General features: G+C 58.8%; 12 protein-coding genes and 4 pseudogenes. 8 read left to right on the top strand and 8 right to left on the bottom strand.

From position 1 onward, the window contains the following. The 6 genes from EH240_RS14630 to EH240_RS14655 all read left to right on the top strand — a co-directional run bounded on the left by EH240_RS14630 (window position 1) and on the right by EH240_RS14655 (window position 6,005). Window positions 1-774, top strand: a complete 774-nt coding sequence (locus EH240_RS14630) for a thiazole synthase (protein WP_124999312.1) — start codon at window positions 1-3, stop codon at window positions 772-774. After that, window positions 771-1,376, top strand: coding sequence for a thiamine phosphate synthase (locus tag EH240_RS14635; RefSeq protein WP_124999314.1), 606 nt, complete (start codon window positions 771-773; stop codon window positions 1,374-1,376). Before EH240_RS14630 ends, EH240_RS14635 begins: the two co-directional genes overlap by 4 nt. Next, window positions 1,367-2,149, top strand: coding sequence for a hydroxymethylpyrimidine/phosphomethylpyrimidine kinase (locus EH240_RS14640; RefSeq protein WP_124999316.1), 783 nt, complete (start codon window positions 1,367-1,369; stop codon window positions 2,147-2,149). Before EH240_RS14635 ends, EH240_RS14640 begins: the two co-directional genes overlap by 10 nt. A gap of 1,091 nt (window positions 2,150-3,240) precedes the next feature. Next, window positions 3,241-3,927, top strand: a complete 687-nt coding sequence (locus EH240_RS14645; RefSeq protein WP_124999318.1) for a response regulator — start codon at window positions 3,241-3,243, stop codon at window positions 3,925-3,927. A 28-nt stretch (window positions 3,928-3,955) separates the two neighbouring features. Beyond that, the gene (locus EH240_RS14650; RefSeq protein WP_425374801.1) at window positions 3,956-5,416 is read left to right on the top strand and encodes a type II and III secretion system protein family protein; all 1,461 of its coding nucleotides are present in this window, start codon (window positions 3,956-3,958) and stop codon (window positions 5,414-5,416) included. 10 nt (window positions 5,417-5,426) lie between these two features. Then, window positions 5,427-6,005: a CpaD family pilus assembly lipoprotein gene (locus EH240_RS14655; protein ID WP_124999320.1), complete on the top strand. Its 579-nt coding sequence runs from the start codon at window positions 5,427-5,429 to the stop codon at window positions 6,003-6,005. A 907-nt stretch (window positions 6,006-6,912) separates the two neighbouring features. Here EH240_RS14655 and EH240_RS14660 read toward each other — a convergent pair. The 8 genes and pseudogenes from EH240_RS14660 to EH240_RS14690 form a co-directional block, all read right to left on the bottom strand. Then, a complete protein-coding gene (locus tag EH240_RS14660; RefSeq protein WP_124999322.1) occupies window positions 6,913-8,778 on the bottom strand; it encodes an HrpF/NolX family T3SS translocon protein in 1,866 nt (621 codons plus the stop codon). 283 nt (window positions 8,779-9,061) lie between these two features. Next, window positions 9,062-9,295 (bottom strand): hypothetical protein, encoded by a 234-nt coding sequence (locus EH240_RS38480; protein ID WP_206075271.1) that lies wholly within the window; start codon window positions 9,293-9,295, stop codon window positions 9,062-9,064. 172 nt (window positions 9,296-9,467) lie between these two features. Continuing rightward, window positions 9,468-9,857 (bottom strand): annotated as a pseudogene (locus EH240_RS38950) (transposase); the annotation flags it as partial. Then, on the bottom strand, window positions 9,797-10,057 hold the full coding sequence (locus EH240_RS38490; RefSeq protein ID WP_124999324.1) for a hypothetical protein: 261 nt from the start codon (window positions 10,055-10,057) through the stop codon (window positions 9,797-9,799). The gene EH240_RS38490 and the pseudogene EH240_RS38950, both read right to left, overlap by 61 nt. Then, a pseudogene (locus tag EH240_RS14675) lies at window positions 10,026-10,244 on the bottom strand (helix-turn-helix domain-containing protein); the annotation flags it as partial. The pseudogene EH240_RS14675 and the gene EH240_RS38490, both read right to left, overlap by 32 nt. A 111-nt stretch (window positions 10,245-10,355) precedes the next feature. Beyond that, window positions 10,356-11,709 (bottom strand): annotated as a pseudogene (locus EH240_RS14680) (IS701 family transposase). A gap of 61 nt (window positions 11,710-11,770) precedes the next feature. Beyond that, window positions 11,771-12,541: pseudogene (locus tag EH240_RS14685) on the bottom strand (IS5 family transposase). A 168-nt stretch (window positions 12,542-12,709) separates the two neighbouring features. After that, the gene (locus EH240_RS14690; RefSeq protein ID WP_124999326.1) at window positions 12,710-13,417 is read right to left on the bottom strand and encodes a secretin N-terminal domain-containing protein; all 708 of its coding nucleotides are present in this window, start codon (window positions 13,415-13,417) and stop codon (window positions 12,710-12,712) included. A 173-nt stretch (window positions 13,418-13,590) separates the two neighbouring features. On the opposite strand from EH240_RS14690, the gene EH240_RS14695 reads away from it, so the two are divergent. After that, entirely contained in the window at window positions 13,591-14,094 is a 504-nt protein-coding gene (locus EH240_RS14695) for a nodulation protein NolB (protein WP_281035120.1), read from the top strand. Window positions 14,095-14,103: 9 nt separating this feature from the next. After that, window positions 14,104-14,955, top strand: coding sequence for a type III secretion system inner membrane ring lipoprotein SctJ (sctJ, locus tag EH240_RS14700; protein ID WP_124999330.1), 852 nt, complete (start codon window positions 14,104-14,106; stop codon window positions 14,953-14,955). Window positions 14,956-15,093: the final 138 nt, after the last annotated feature.

Raw genomic sequence — 15,093 nt, forward strand, 5'->3', positions numbered from 1 at the left:
ATGTTCGATCTTCTTGGAACGGCGCTTTCCTCGCGGCTGCTTCTCGGCACGGCTCAATATCCTTCGCCGGCCATCCTTGCCGACGCGGTCAAGGCGTCTGGAACGTCGGTGGTGACCGTCGCGTTGCGGCGTGAAATGGCAGGCGGCAGGGCCGGCGAAAAATTCTGGTCGCTGATCCGCTCGCTCGGCACGAGAATCCTGCCGAACACCGCCGGCTGCCACTCCGTCAAGGAAGCGGTCACGACCGCGAAGATGGCGCGCGAAGTGTTCGGCACGAGCTGGATCAAACTCGAAGTGATCGGCAACCACGACACGCTGCAGCCGGATGTCTTCGGCCTGGTCGAAGCCGCCCGCATCCTGTGCGATGACGGCTTTTCGGTATTCCCCTATACCACCGACGATCTTGTTGTCGCCGAGCGGCTGCTGGAGGCGGGCTGCCAGGTCCTGATGCCGTGGTGCGCACCGATCGGTTCCGCTCTCGGGCCAGTCAACATGACGGCGCTGCGCTCGATGCGTGGACATTTCCCTGGCGTCCCGCTGATCGTGGATGCGGGCCTTGGGCGACCATCGCACGCAGCGACCGTCATGGAGCTCGGCTTTGATGCCGTGCTGCTGAACACGGCGATCGCCAAGGCGGCCGATCCGGTCGGCATGGCGCGTGCGTTCGGCAAGGCGGTCGAAGCCGGTCGCGAAGCTTTTGGTTCGGGAATGCTCGAACCGCGCGATGTCGCGGTGCCATCGACGCCGACATTCGGCAAGGCGGTTTTTGCATGAAGCTCGACCCCTTCTACCTGATCGTCGACAGCGCCGCCTGGATCGAACGGCTAGTCCCACTCGGCGTCCGACTTGTGCAACTGCGCATCAAGACCGTGGATGAGGCTGGGTTGCGCGCGGAGATCCGCCAGGCAAAGGCCTTGTGCGCCGAGCACCAGTGCCAGCTGATCGTCAACGACCATTGGCGCCTGGCAATCGAGGAAGGTTGCGACTTCATCCATCTCGGTCAGGAGGATTTGCAGACCGCCAACCTCTTGGCGATACGGGCAGCCGGCGTGAGGCTCGGGCTGAGCACCCATGATCATGTCGAGCTGGAAACGGCCATGTTTGCCGAACCCAACTATGTTGCGCTGGGTCCGATCTATCCCACCATCCTGAAGAAGATGACATGGGCGCCGCAAGGGGTCGAACGGATCGACGAGTGGAAGCGCCGGGTCGCACCTGTCCCATTGGTCGCCATTGGTGGCCTCAATCCTGACCGGCTCGACGGTGTCTTCGCGGCTGGAGCGGACAGTGCGGCCGTGGTCACCGACATCACGCTGAACGTCGATCCCGAAGCGCGTACCAGGGAATGGATCGAAAAGACGGACCAATGGCGCTGAGGCGAGAACCGCATGTGCTTGTCGTCGGTGGATCGGACTCCAGCGGCGGGGCTGGAATTGCCCGCGACATCGAGACGATCTCTTCCCTTGGCGTACGCACTTGCCTGGCCGTCACTGCGGTGACGGCGCAGACGCATGATGCTGTGATGGAAATCCATCATTCGCCACCAGGCCTGGTAGCCGATCAGATGCGCGCTGCGCTGCAGGCCAACAAGGTGGCGGCCATCAAGATCGGCATGCTTGCGACGGCGGAGATCGTCGTTGCCGTTGCCGGCGTGCTGCTCGAAAATCCGCAGGTGCCGACAGTGCTCGACCCGGTGCTGGCCTCCACTTCAGGCCGAGCACTACTCGAAACGGACGCCATCGCCGCCATGAAACGCGATCTGATGCCGCTTTGCCGTGTCGTCACGCCCAATCTCATCGAGTTGGCGCTCCTTGTCGGCTCGGAATTGGCGATGGATGAGGGAAGCGCGCTTCAACAAGGACAAAGACTGCTGGCCGCCGGGCCTCAGGCCCTGCTGATCAAGGGCGGGCATGCATCAGGACCTCGATCAGCCGATATTCTGTTGCGCCCCGATCGTGAACCAGTCCGCTTTGCCACCCCGCGCCTAAACGCGTCGATGCGCGGGACAGGTTGCATGTTGGCCAGCGCGGTTGCGGCGCATCTGGCAAAGGCGAGTCCGCTTGAAGACAGTGTGCGCAAAGGCAAGCTGTTTGTATTCGAGATATTGCGTCTCAGAGGGTGGCGAATGCGGGAGCGGCGCTACCTGTAGAAAAGGGCTTGGCCACCAGGAATGAGTAGTCGGCAGTAGGTCGGCGATGTTCCGAGTCAACGGGACACCCCGATCAGATTGCAGTCATGTAGGCAGCGCAGCTTAAGGCCAGCTGTTCTCAAGTTGCAACTGCTTTTCTTTCTTGGAAAGCCACCGAACGAGCGAAGGGCTGCTTCGACATCGAATTCTGACACTCAAATCTCACTCAGAAGCCGAACGGATGTCTGGAGCGATGGTTCCCGCAACCTTGTTCATGGTCGCGCGAAATTGTCCTCGAGCGCAACATTCACGAGAGCGAACTCAAGCAACTCGGTGACCGTCTGGCGCCTTGTTGCGAAGTTGCGAAAAAGAAGCGCATGCGGAGCCTGATCCGTAAGGATGCCAATGAGGACATGCCGGCGAGCAGAAGTTTGTCGTGCGGCAGACGCTTCGTGCTGCCGCTCGCAAAGGCCTGATCGGCTCTAAAGACGAGCGGATCACAGCACGTTTGAGCCATGTTCTCGTTGAGCAGGCTAAGCGCTGTTGCAGAGCAGTCGATGACGGCCGAATTCTCGTCTTCGTCATATCGCCATCTCCTAATTGTTAGCCAAGCCGCGTGTTTTGTCGAAACATAACAATCGCGGCGTCGCGATAGAAGAGGTGGGTGGCGGTCCTCCCTTCGTGCGACACCTCATGCCGGCCGATAGGCAACGCTAGTGACTCAACCTGAAGTAGGGGGGACGCATCCATCTGGTGGATGCATTCCTATCCAAACAATTGATCAATTCGTCAGCTTTTCGAAAGCTTCGCCATCCTAAGTCGTGGAATGTTGGGGCTCTTGGTGATGGCGCTGGCCTAGAATGTAGCGGGCTGCAGGTAGGAGGATCGATGCGCAGAGAAATCGCAGGCTGGGTTGGTGGCAAGTTCGTTGACCGACCGACAGTTTCGCTCCGTTGAAGGTCTTCACATGATCCTATCCCCCACTGTTGTGGGCGTGCGGCTTGCATGGTCCTACACGACAAAGCGCTTGCAGATACGCGACGAGTTGCGCGACTGCCGCCGTCGCCGGGTCTCCGACGGATGGATTGTATCCAGCCTTGATAGGGTATGAAATGCGAACGCTGTTCGTTGATCATCATGTGGATCTTACACGGGCGGTGCGAGTTGCGCTCGGGGATAGCGGATTCGCCGTTGATGTAGTTGATACCCTGGAAGAGGCGTCCATTGCATTTTGTTGCGCGAGCTATGAAATTCTCCTGTTGGAGTTGTCTCTGCCAGATGGCGACGGCTTGGACTGGCTGAGGCAGTTAAGGAGCGACGGGCATTCAGTTCCTGCCGTTATTATGAGTAGCCTCAACGATCTTGAAAAGCGAATCGCAGTTTTCAACGGTGGCGGGGACGATTTTCTGCTCAAGCCAGTGTCTAGCGATGAGCTTATCGCCAGAATGAGAGCCGTTCTGCGCCGGTCGACGCAGAAGACCGACCCCAACATAGTATTTGGCAATCTCCACTTCGATCCGATCAGCCGACAGGTTTCGGTTGCTGGTCATCCGCTGAGGATTGCACGCCGCGAAATATGTATTCTAGAGCATCTGCTTAACCGTGCAGGTCGCATCGTGCCTCGTGCTCAGTTGGAAGATCACCTCTACTCATTCAACGACGAAGTATCTGCCAACGCTCTTGAAGTCGGAATCTATCGCTTACGAGGACATTTGTGCAGGTCAAATGCAACGCCACAAATCAAGACCGTGCGCGGCATTGGTTACATCCTTGAATTGACCGACTCGGTATCCGCATAGTTAGTCGAATTTGAAAGAAAAGACTGCCGTGAAAATCGTTCCAAGTCGTCATCCTGGCGCCTATCACCAGCCTGTCATCATAGACCGTCCGAGACCTGCCGTTTCTCCTTATTTGGGCCATCTCCTCTGCGCGCTCATTATGTTATCTCCACTTTCTGCCGCTGCCCAGAACAAGCTGGATGCGGGGGCGCCCCGCGCCGCTTCCAATAGCATCAACGCCACGCTGAACCTTTCCTCTTCACTCGGCAAGACAGTTCATTTGCCCGCGCCAGCCGCGACCATCTTTGTTGCCGACCCGACGATCGCAGATTATCAAGCACCCTCAAACAAAACCATCTTCGTCTTCGGCAAGAAATCTGGGCGGACCAGCCTATTCGCTCTGGACGAAAAAGGCGAGGCTCTTGCCGAGCTGCGTATTGTCGTCACGCAACCGATCGGGGACCTGCGCGCCATGTTGAGGGATCAAGTCGGCGACTACCCGATCCACGTCAGCTATACGCCGCGCGGCGCAATTCTTAGCGGTACAGCTCCCAATGCAGAGGTCGTCGACACTGCGAAAAGAGTCACTGAGCAATTTCTCGGTGACGGTGGGCAGGTCGTCAATAACATCAAGGTCGCTGGATCCTTGCAGGTTAATCTGAGCGTGCGCGTAGCAGAGGTCTCTCGTAGCGCCATGAAATCACTGGGTATTAACCTGTCCGCCTTCGGTCAAATCGGTAATTTCAAAGTGGGCTTGTTGAGCGGCAGAGATTCTGGCTCCGGTGCGGCGAATGGTGGCGGTACAGCAGAAATCGGATTCGACAACGGTGCTGTCAACGTCGGCGCGGTTCTCGACGCGCTCGCCAAGGAGCACATTGCTTCCGTCTTGGCTGAGCCGAACCTCACCGCTATGTCGGGTGAAACCGCCAGCTTCCTGGCCGGCGGTGAATTTCCCATTCCTGTCGCGCAGAATAATAACCAGGTCTCGGTCGAGTTCCGCAAGTTCGGCGTCAGCCTGGAATTCGTGCCTACCGTTCTAAGCAACAACCAAATTAATATTCATGTAAAGCCAGAGGTCAGTGAACTATCGTCGCAAGGGGCCGTTCAAATCAACGGTATCACCGTGCCGGCAATTGCCACTCGCCGTGCCGACACAGTCGTCGAACTCGCCAGCGGGCAGAGCTTTGCAATCGGCGGTCTGATCAGGCGTAACACCAACAACGATATCAGTACTTTTCCCTGGCTCGGCGAAATACCGATCCTTGGCGCCCTGTTCCGTTCGTCGTCGTTTCAAAAGGAAGAGTCAGAACTGGTTATTTTGGTTACGCCTTACATCGTAAGGCCAGGTTCGACCCCCAACCAGATGAGCGCGCCCACGGACCGGATGGCGCCGCCTTTGGACGGGGCCGCCACTCGGATGAATTCATTGGCAAGTCCGCCTAGAGACCGAACTCCTGTCCGCGCCGGCGCGCCAGGCGCCGAGGGCGGTCTCGGCTTCATTATCGAATAGCGGTCGCCGAATGACTTTGCGGATCATATTTCTCCTGATCGGTCTCACCGCGAGCGCAAGTGGCTGCACAAGCACCGCGCCGGTCTACGTCGAGCCATCGACACCGATCGTTATTGAGCAGAAGACCACAGTGCTGGTGATAAAGAACCTTCGCGCTTCCGAACGGCAGCGTTTGCGTGTGTTCCTTGAGAGGACCAGTCGCGGCCGGCGCGATGCCCTTCACCTCCTTATCTGGGGCTCGTCCCGGCTCAGCGCAGAGGTGGTGCATCAAGCCAGACAGCTGGGTATTGACACGTACAACATCCAATTGCTCGACCAACACGATGGCGGCGCACTCGAAGTAGAAGCGATTGTGTATCATGCCCGCCCACCTGCCTGTCCATCGTATTCCGGTCCTTTACTCAGTGACAAATCCTTCGAACGGCCGCTTGGCTGTTCGACACGACGTAACCTAGCTGTAATGGTCAACGATCCGCGCGATTTGCTCGACAACAAGGCTGTCAAGCTAAGTGATGGTGAGCATGCGGCCATACCAGTTGCCACATACAGGACATTCGCGACGGGTAAGGTGACTGACGTCGCTCGGTAGACTCCGGCACCTGCTCCGGCACGTGACGTCGCGAATCCATTGGATTTGGCGGTGCGCGACACTGTCAATGCACCATCGTTTCGGTAAGGCGCCTACGGCGCCTACATCGTAACCTTATCGAGTCATTGACCTTCGATGACCCAGGCGGGCTGACAGGCCGCCCCACCTCACTGCGGCACACTTTTGAGTGGGCGGTTGGCTCGCGACTTTGTTTGAAGACAGCTGTCACTGTCATACCGAAGGTGTGGCCGGAGTCAGGATGGATCGCGCCCAATTCACTCTTTTGGAGAGGGGACGATGGCAAGAGTACTCAGCGGCGATCTTCGTTGGCAGAACATGAAGGGCTCGCGTGTCCTGAAGCGCCCTCCCCCGATTTGGCTCAATGGCGAGACGACCTCGAGGCCGGGTTGTGTTGACCAAGAGGCGCAGCCGCCTGGTCGCGCTCCGCACGTCGAGTTTTGTAGGCCGGCGGTGCCCTATGGGAGGCTACTACCTTGACCGGTCGCTGCGCCTCATCGGCATGACCGCGCTGTGCGTCCACGGTGGGCCGTAACAGTACCTCGGCTATATCGAGCAAGTCCTCATCCCGATCTTAAAGCTGGGCTGCATTGGCGCGCCACTCAACTTCTGCCGCAATCGAGAGTGCCTTTAAAAACCCGGATTGCAACGGTCTTTATGGTTCGCTCTGCTTTGGCGCGCAGAACTTCCCTCTGTGGGATTGCTTTGGCGAGCTGGTCTCGCCTTTTCACCGGGCAAGGCTGAAAACCGCTTCTAGGACGCAGGAACCGGATCGAGCCGGACCTGCTAGGTTAGATCAATCACGATATCTCGATCTCCCAGGCGCGCCGATCAGTTGAGTGCAAAGCTTGCTTGATTGATAAAATGGGACGCGCCGAGGAAGCTATCGTCAGGCAACGTTCTGTGATAATGGCGTTGTGCCGGTCTGGCTGGGAAGTCCGGCGGCCTGCACAGGGTCGGCTTCTAGGCGTGCTTGCAGGTTGCTCAAATAATCGTCTGCATAGGTTTGCGCCATGGAAAGCGGCAGACTAACACCGGCCGAGACGGCCTCTTCCATCGCCTTCTTGATGAGCCCGTTGCGAATTGCCAGTTTGACCTCGGGGCCCGAGACAAGGCCGATCGCCTGCGCCGCGAGATTGAGGCCAGCTTCTTCCAGCGCCTGTTTCATATTGCCTCCACTGATGGCTGTGTGTAACACATTTGCCACTTGAGACTCCCACTCAAGGCCCATGGATGCGAGGTCGGCTATTTCGCCCAGGCCTGGAATGAAGCTGAGCACGCCCACCGCCGTTGCAGCCCAGTCAAGCACCTTAGAGCCCATTTTGAGCACGTCGTCGGCTGCGTGCATGAAGGCTCCGCCGTTCTTTTTGGGTGACTTGATGTCAGGCTGGTCCGCCCGGCCCATCATCATATCCGCAACGGCGTCCTGCTGTGCCTGGGTTTCGGGCGCATGGGTCTTTGACTGCTGAACGGTGCGATTCGCAGACGACATGTTGGTGTAGAAGCGGGCAAAATCTTTTTTGCTGACGTTACCGGAATCGACCGTATGTCCGCCGCCGAAGTCGAAGAACCCATGTTTGGTCTTATAGCCGGTAATCGAATTGTTTAGCAGACCGAACAACAGAGGATCTGAGAGGAGTTGCGACGCCGCTTGCCGCACCTTCGGATCGAGGCTCTTGTCGTCAGCCATGCTCGCCAGCTTGTCACGAGTCAGGTCACCGCTCCCAAAGAAGGCGTCCTGATGGCTGTTAACCGTCTTGAGCGTATTCAGCTCGTTTCGCGTGAGACTCATCGACGATGAAGCAACTTGCAGGAAATCCTCTTTGTGGACCTTGTCTATCGTACCACCGTACAACTGCTTCCAGGCGTCCGGGTGATTGACGAAGTACTGAGCCGCAGCAATGACCTGGGGCGGGCATTTGCCAGTTTTCGCATTGCCGTCGACGATTTGCTTGAAATCAGCCAGACTCAAGTTCTTGGGCAGGTTTTCGGAGAATCGGTAAAGCTCGCGCAATGCATCGTTCGAGGTCATGACCGACGGCTGTGGATTTCCAGCGCTGTCGGATGGGATGTAGTTCTTTTCGTAGCTTTGCGCCTGTCGATCCTGAAATGCGGCCACTTGCGAGTGATGGCCAGAGAATCCGGACAGATCCTTCGCCTTGATCTTGCCGCGACAGTGGCCATCGCCCTGGGAGCCGATCGCAAAAAAGAGTTCTGGATCCTGCTGCAGCCCCAGGATTGCTGCCTTCAGATCCGGCGGCGTAGCGGGATCATTGGCTTTGTCCCCCAGCGTCTCCCAGCTGAGTGGGCATTGGTCCTTGTGACGGTTCAGCACTGCCACAATCTGCAACTCACTGTCGGTCAGCGAGCCGCCGTTCCACGTGATTCTCGAACTTGCCACCGGAGCCGGCGCGACGGAAGGGGACTCGACCGCCGGGGGCTGCAAGTCCTCCGCAGTGGGCTGCGGGTCTTGACTCATCGATTCGATTGCCGCCTTCATATGCGGTGGCAGCAGGTCTAGTGGGTGCTGCCGCAAATCGTCCATTGTCGACTCGAGATCCGGCGCGAGCCGGCCCCCCAGCGCCGAAGGTTCGGTCTCGTCTTGCATCGAGGAAGCGGATAGCATCGCGTCGAATAATGATGCGCTTTGCTGAGCCTGCGTGGACATTTGCGCACGCGGTTTCTGGCCCACCCAGACCTGCACGGGCTGTGCGGGATTTGAGCTGCAGGATGGTGAAAGATTGCTGGCCGACATTGTGCATCCTCAGGCGTGACGTTGAAATCCCCACAAGGGCCTCATGTGAGGCCAATGTGTTCACGAACGGTGACAACTCCGAGCGTCGGCCGGGTCACCAATGCCCCTGGCCGTGCTTTTGATTGCTCCGCTTCTTGCTAGCCCCAAGGTTCAATTCCAGCACAATGGCAGGCGACATCGTTTGGGGCTGCCGGTTCTCATCATGAGCGGCTTAGCTTTCGAGAAACTGACGAGTTTCAGACGAATTGTAAGCGCTCAATTTCCCGGCATTCCTAAGAAACACTCAGGCGGGCATTGGTGCGGCCTGTAGGGTATAGCCAAGCGACTTTGCTCTTCGTTCGAGATTGGTGAGGACGCGTCGGCGGTAACGCTCCTGGTAATAGGAGGCTCCTGGATCGCTGTATTCCATGCCGTGACGCAGCGTATTGTAGAACAGAACAGCAATTTTGCGGGCGGTGGCGGTGACCGCTTTGGCCTTGCCAACACGCGCGGACAAACGCCGATAGAATGCCCCCAACGCGGTTTCTGTGCGCCCGACCGCAACCGCGGCAAGCAGCAGTAGCGCCGCGCATCGGCGATGTCGGTGACCGAGAACTCGTCGAAGCACAGCACCCAGGCCTGTTCTGCAAGCGCACGGCCCGGCTGCCAGATCGTCGGGTTCGTGAGGACAACACCTTGCCGCCGGAGATTTTGTTGCTTGGTGAGAGGCATAGCCAGGAGGTGAAGTGCTTGGCATCAGGCCAGGCCGAGAGATCGGTCCCGCATTCTCCGATCAATTTGAGCGCCAGATAAGGCCCGAGCCCATGAATCTGGGTGACGTCGCAGCCGAGCAATGCTTGCAGTGCGGCGCGAACATCGAAGGCTGGGCTATTGGATTGCTTCTGCGATGTCCGTACGGGCGGCAGTTTGCCTACAGGGCCGGACGAGGCCTTCCGCAACCGTTTCAAGACGGCCTCGATGCGCACGTCACAGAGCGCCACTTTAGCTTGGTAGACGTCGTACAACTCCAGCGCCTGGGTCAGGGCAAAGATGTACTCTTCGCGATCATTGCCGACGAGCGCCTGACGGATCGTTTCCACGACGCACGGCAGCGTGGGTCGCGATGGGTCGCCAGCATCGCCGGGTCGCGCTCCCCGGCCACAATCGCACGGATGATGGCCATGCCTGTCGCGCCGGTGATGTCTGTTACCACGTGGTGGAGCTGCAGATTCATTTGCGTCAGCGCCTTTTGCATGTGTTGAATGTGCGAGGAGCCCGACGATGAAGGCTTCATGCGCATCGAGGCTTGAACCTCGCCGCCAACTCTGGGGCCGAGGCGTCCGCTCGCCGAGCTTGGCTCGCGCAATCCAGCGGATCGCGCTGGACACTCCCACGCCGAACCGCGCCGCCGCTTGCCGCGCCGACATGCCCTCGTCCGAAGCCTTCAAGACCCGCGACCGAAGATCCTCGCTCAGTGCCCTTGCCATCATCCAACTCATCAAAGTGGACGTTGAATCAGTCGAGCAGGCCTGTGTCACATCACAATCGATTCATCGATCGCTGGATTTGCTCTAGGCTAGCACTACTTTGGCAGATTTTTAGCGGAGAGGATTCTGCGGCAGTGGGGACAACGGATTGGGGGCGGCTGCGCGAGCGCGGTGAGGATGGCTTGCCTGACGGCGGGTAGGCTCGGTTGGGGCGGCGGGCCAAGGATTCTTTTTTCCCCCCTCCACTTGTTTGAGGCGGCGAGATTGCAGGAAGGCGTAAGCGATCATCGTCATCAGCGCGTGTCGGTGCAGGCCTATCCATGAGCGCCCCTCGAAGTGGTCGAGGCCGAGTTCTTCCTTGAGTTGCTGATGCGCCTGTTCGCAGACCCAGCGCGCCTTGATGGCGCCTGCGATCTGCTTGAGCGGGGTGTCGGCGGGCAAGTTGGAGAGGTAGTATTTGCGCTCGCCGGTCGAGCGGTGCTCGCCGATCACCCAGACCTCCTCGCCGGGCAGATGCTGAGCGCCCATGTCGCGGATGCGTTGAGGTGGGCCATCAGCAACTCGGACACGGACAGCGGCGAAGCGCGCCGAGAGGCGGCCTTTGGTGCCACGCCGCCAACTGACCGTCCGCCATTGGGCCTTCTCCAGCATCGCCTGCGCGGTCATCGACTTCACATCGGGAATATGCCGCTGGCGCGGGCGGCCGCGTCCGGCAACGGGGAAGATCATCGCCACATCGGCGGGATAGACCTTCTGCTTGAACGGGATGCCGACGGCCCAGATCAGGCCGCGCTCGGTGAGTGCCTGCCGGAAGGGGGCGCTCAAGCCATATCCAGCATCGGCAAGGACGCAACTGAAGCGCACGCCGGCCGCGCGAACTCGGTCGATCTCGGCCAGCGCGATCTCGGGCTTGGTCCTGTAGGCGCGATGGTCATCGGGTACACCGGCACGAGCGAGCCGGGCGGGAGCGGAGGTCCAGCTCTCGGGCAGAAACAGCCGCAGCCCCACCATGACCGGCACTTCGTCCGAGGCCAGCGTCAGCGACACTAGTGTTTGGCAGTTGGCGTTCTTGCCAAGCGCCGAGGCATATTGCGGCGCGACGCCGACCGAGTGGCGTCCCTTCTTGGGCAGCGCGGTGTCGTCGACGATCAGCCAGGCATCGTTCCCGCCAACTTGTCTGTCGGCCTCGGTAAGCAGAGCCGCTTCCAACGGCGCAGCATCCCATACGCCGCTCGCGATGAAGTGGTGCAGCTGGTCATAGTTGACGCCTGCGGCCCGCGCCGCCATCGGTTGGACGCTCTTGCGATCCCCAAGACCAATCAGCCCAGTAATATAGGCCGGACACATCCGCGCACGCGTCTTGTGCCTCAACGCCGAGACGAACGGCTCAAGCCACCGCTCCAGATCGACTTGCCAATCCCTGTTCATGGCCGGCCCCTCCAACAGCCGACCTCTCATGAATCACGCAAAACCGCTCTTGGGAATCCTCAAAACGCTCCCAAGACTAAAAAACTGCCAAAGTAGTGCTAGGCCGCAGACTCATAACTTTTCAACCAGATGCGGACTGAAGCGAGTTTGACTGCGGCAAGGAAGTTGAGCGGGTCTCGGTCGTAGCGGGTTTGCTATGCCTCTGAAATGTTTGAGTTTGTTGAAGTATCGCTCGATGAGGTTGCGCTGTTTGTAGACCCATTGGCTGAAGGGGAAACTGCCGGTTCGGGTTTTCTTCGGCGGGATGTTTGCCCAAGCGCCGCGTTGCGCTGCCAGTTCGCGAATGGCGTTGCTGTCATAGGCGCGGTCGGTAAGCAGGATCGTATCGGGTTGGAGAGCGTCGAGCATGGCGATGGCGGGCTTGCCGTCATGCGCCTGTCCGGCGGTCAGGACGAGATCGACCGGTCGCCCTTCGGCATCGACGAGCGCGTGGATCTTGGTCGTGAGGCCGCCGCGGGAACGTCCCATGCAACCATCGTCATGGCCCCCTTTTTTGCCGTGGCCGCATGCTGGTGAACGCGGACACAGGAGCTATCGATCATGACGATCTCGCCGTCGAAAGCCTTGGAAACCACCGCCAGCAGCCGATCCCAGACACCTGCTTTGCGCCATCGCACGAACCGGTTGTAGCAGGTGGTGTAGGGACCGTAGCGTTCCGGCACATCGGCCCAGGGCGACCCGGTTCGGAAACGCCACAGGATGCCGTTGAGAACCTTGCGGTCATCAACCCGCGCCACACCGCGAACCTTGTTCGGCAGATGCGGCTGGATCACACCCCACTCGAAGTCGCTCAATTCGTATCGACGCATTCAAGCCCCCAAAAGAAGCCTTGAATCAGAAGCCGTCACAAAACGAAATCCAGTTTATGAGTTTGCGACCTAGTTCACGTGTAAGACTAGCGGACGTAAATGTCAGCGAGCTTGCCGCGATGCTTAGAATTCACAATCGGCGGGAGGCGGCGATGTTTTGTCTAGAAGCTACGGCGTCTGGCTGCGCTCAGGCTTCCCGCCAACACCGTCCTGTTGCGGCACGTCAGAGGAGTAAGACGCTTCCGGTCGCCCGTCGCGGACGACCATGGTGGATGAGCCCCGAAATAATATCAGCACCGATTCGCTTGGCGGCATCTCCACGACGTGAGGCTGCGCCTGCGCCTCAGCCACCAGGCCGTTGAACGTCTGCTCCACAAGCGCCATGAAACGCGGTGGACCGGAAGCCATGACGAGGCCATTTCCCGGCGCGGGCCTCAAGACATAGCGCTCATCGGAGATGCCAAGCTCATCAAGGGCCTCCTTGAACGCATCGAAGTGAACCGAGGTCAGCACGAGCATCCGAGTTTGCGCTTCTTTTGCAGCAGACACGTAAAGTACCAGCCCATCATAGTACCATTGGAGATCGTACAGGTGGGTCAAGCGGTCGAGGAACTCGCGCGGTGGCAAATCCGGCATACGCCCGCGAATCCGCCCCTTCACGTCGGGGCTGATGTTGACCCTGATATTGAGGTTGCTGCCGAATTCCTGCAACGCGGCAGAGAGATCCTGATCTAGAACCGTATACTTATAGGGTGTCGTGGAGAGCGACAGCGGGACGCCGAGACTTGTGTGGATTCCGGTGGAGAGAAAGAATCCGACAAAGACCAGTCTCGTCAAGCTGTGCAGCATAGTAGATCGAATGACGGTGCTTGGCATCTCTCCTTGATAAACCAAAGGCAGAAATTCACACAAGCCACTAAGTCGCCAATGTGACTTTTATTTTAAATGACTAAACCAACGGTCCCGTCAGCTTGTCGTCAGATCGCCTCGCTAGGTATTGACCGGCTGGACTCATCCACGCCAAAGAGAAAGCAATTGAGTCGTTGATGATGACGGTTACGTCGATCTCTGCCAGTCTAACGGACAGTCTCTCCAGGGTCGGCTCACCGTCATTGGTCGAGCAGGCCCAGTTTGAGCGCGCTCTAGCCCAGGCAGCCCCCTCCATGAAAAACGATGCCGCTTCGGAGCTAGCGAGGGTGGCGCCGGTTGCTCCGCCAATGGATGTGCAACGCGCGGTTTCGCAGACGAGCCCCCTGGGCCACCGGGTGCAGCAGATGTTTTCTTCGATGTTCCCGGACAACACAGTTACTTCTGCCGCGCCTAACGAGGAGGTAGCCCTTACGAGGGGCGCTCTAACGGGGTCGGCGCAGAAGCGCGCTATCGAAGATGGGGCAGCGAGCGGGACGTCGGGAGTTCCGCAAGCCGGGCAAGATTTCGGAACGATGGTTGCTGGTCTGCGAGATATTTACAATGGCGTCACCCAGGTCGCTCTTGTTTCCAAGGGTATCAGCGGCGTCACCTCATCTGTGAACAAGCTAATAAAGGAAGGGTGAGTCGCGCGCATGATTGGCTCTTTTGGCGATACCATGAATGGTCGCCGGTCCGGTTGGCGTTCGCTAACTTTTATCGTGCTGCCGCTGCTCTTCGTGCTGAGTGGCTGCAAGGTCGATCTCTACACGCAATTGCAGGAGCGCGAGGCCAATGAGATGCTGGCGCTTCTGATAGACAACGGGGTTGACGCGGTCAGGGTGGCCGCTAAGGACGGGACCAGCACGATCCAGGTCGACGACAAGCTGCTCGCCTTCTCAATCAACCTCCTGAATGCTAAGGGGTTGCCGCGCCAGTCTTTCAAGAATCTCGGCGAGATATTCCAAGGATCAGGCCTGATTGCCTCGCCGACCGAAGAGCGTGCCCGTTACGTTTATGCCCTGAGCGAAGAGTTATCGCGCACGATCAGCGACATCGATGGCGTGTTTTCTGTACGTGTTCATGTCGTCCTGCCGCATAACGACCTGCTGCGAGCGGACGCCACGCCGTCCTCAGCCTCGGTTTTTATCCGGCACGACGCCAAAGCAAATCTGTCGGTTCTGCTGCCGAAGATAAAGATGCTCGTCGCCGACAGCATCGAAGGCTTGTCCTATGAAAAGGTAGAAGTGGTTTTGGTGCCGGTGGAACGGTCTGTAGATGAGCAACGGTCGGTACCACAGACTGCATCTAGGCCCTTTCCAGCGCCACTTCTGGCGGTCGTGATGGGTGTTGCCGCAGCCGTGTTCGCTGTGGCGTGCTATCTCTTGGCCAGTTTGCTTAGGCATCGGCGCAGGCAATCATCGGGCGAACCACCCAAGTTCGAGGGGCGCGCAGATGTTCGCGCCATCGGGGCCACTCGCAACAAAATCAACGGGCACGCGGCGTAGCTGTATTTCCGAATGGCGACATCGATACCAACCACCCAACCTGATGGTTCGTTCCAATTGCGTTCCGTGTGTCGGAGCGAGCTTGCTGCTTCGGCCCATCCGACTCGTCTTGCCGCCCGGCTTGATCCAGCATTATCG

It is taken from the genome of Mesorhizobium tamadayense (assembly GCF_003863365.1).
GTDB classification, from domain to species: domain Bacteria; phylum Pseudomonadota; class Alphaproteobacteria; order Rhizobiales; family Rhizobiaceae; genus Mesorhizobium; species Mesorhizobium tamadayense.

Bases quoted from the DNA above. Each gene is read 5' to 3' on its own strand.
- EH240_RS14630 (WP_124999312.1), top strand. From the start codon at position 1: ATGTTCGATCTTCTTGGAACGGCGCTTTCCTCGCGGCTGCTTCTCGGC.
- EH240_RS14635 (WP_124999314.1), top strand. From the start codon at position 771: ATGAAGCTCGACCCCTTCTACCTGATCGTCGACAGCGCCGCCTGGATC.
- EH240_RS14640 (WP_124999316.1), top strand. From the start codon at position 1,367: ATGGCGCTGAGGCGAGAACCGCATGTGCTTGTCGTCGGTGGATCGGAC.
- EH240_RS14645 (WP_124999318.1), top strand. From the start codon at position 3,241: ATGCGAACGCTGTTCGTTGATCATCATGTGGATCTTACACGGGCGGTG.
- EH240_RS14655 (WP_124999320.1), top strand. From the start codon at position 5,427: ATGACTTTGCGGATCATATTTCTCCTGATCGGTCTCACCGCGAGCGCA.
- EH240_RS14660 (WP_124999322.1), bottom strand. From the start codon at position 8,778: ATGTCGGCCAGCAATCTTTCACCATCCTGCAGCTCAAATCCCGCACAG.
- EH240_RS38490 (WP_124999324.1), bottom strand. From the start codon at position 10,057: ATGCGCATGAAGCCTTCATCGTCGGGCTCCTCGCACATTCAACACATG.
- EH240_RS14690 (WP_124999326.1), bottom strand. From the start codon at position 13,417: ATGCCAAGCACCGTCATTCGATCTACTATGCTGCACAGCTTGACGAGA.
- EH240_RS14695 (WP_281035120.1), top strand. From the start codon at position 13,591: ATGACGGTTACGTCGATCTCTGCCAGTCTAACGGACAGTCTCTCCAGG.
- sctJ (WP_124999330.1), top strand. From the start codon at position 14,104: ATGATTGGCTCTTTTGGCGATACCATGAATGGTCGCCGGTCCGGTTGG.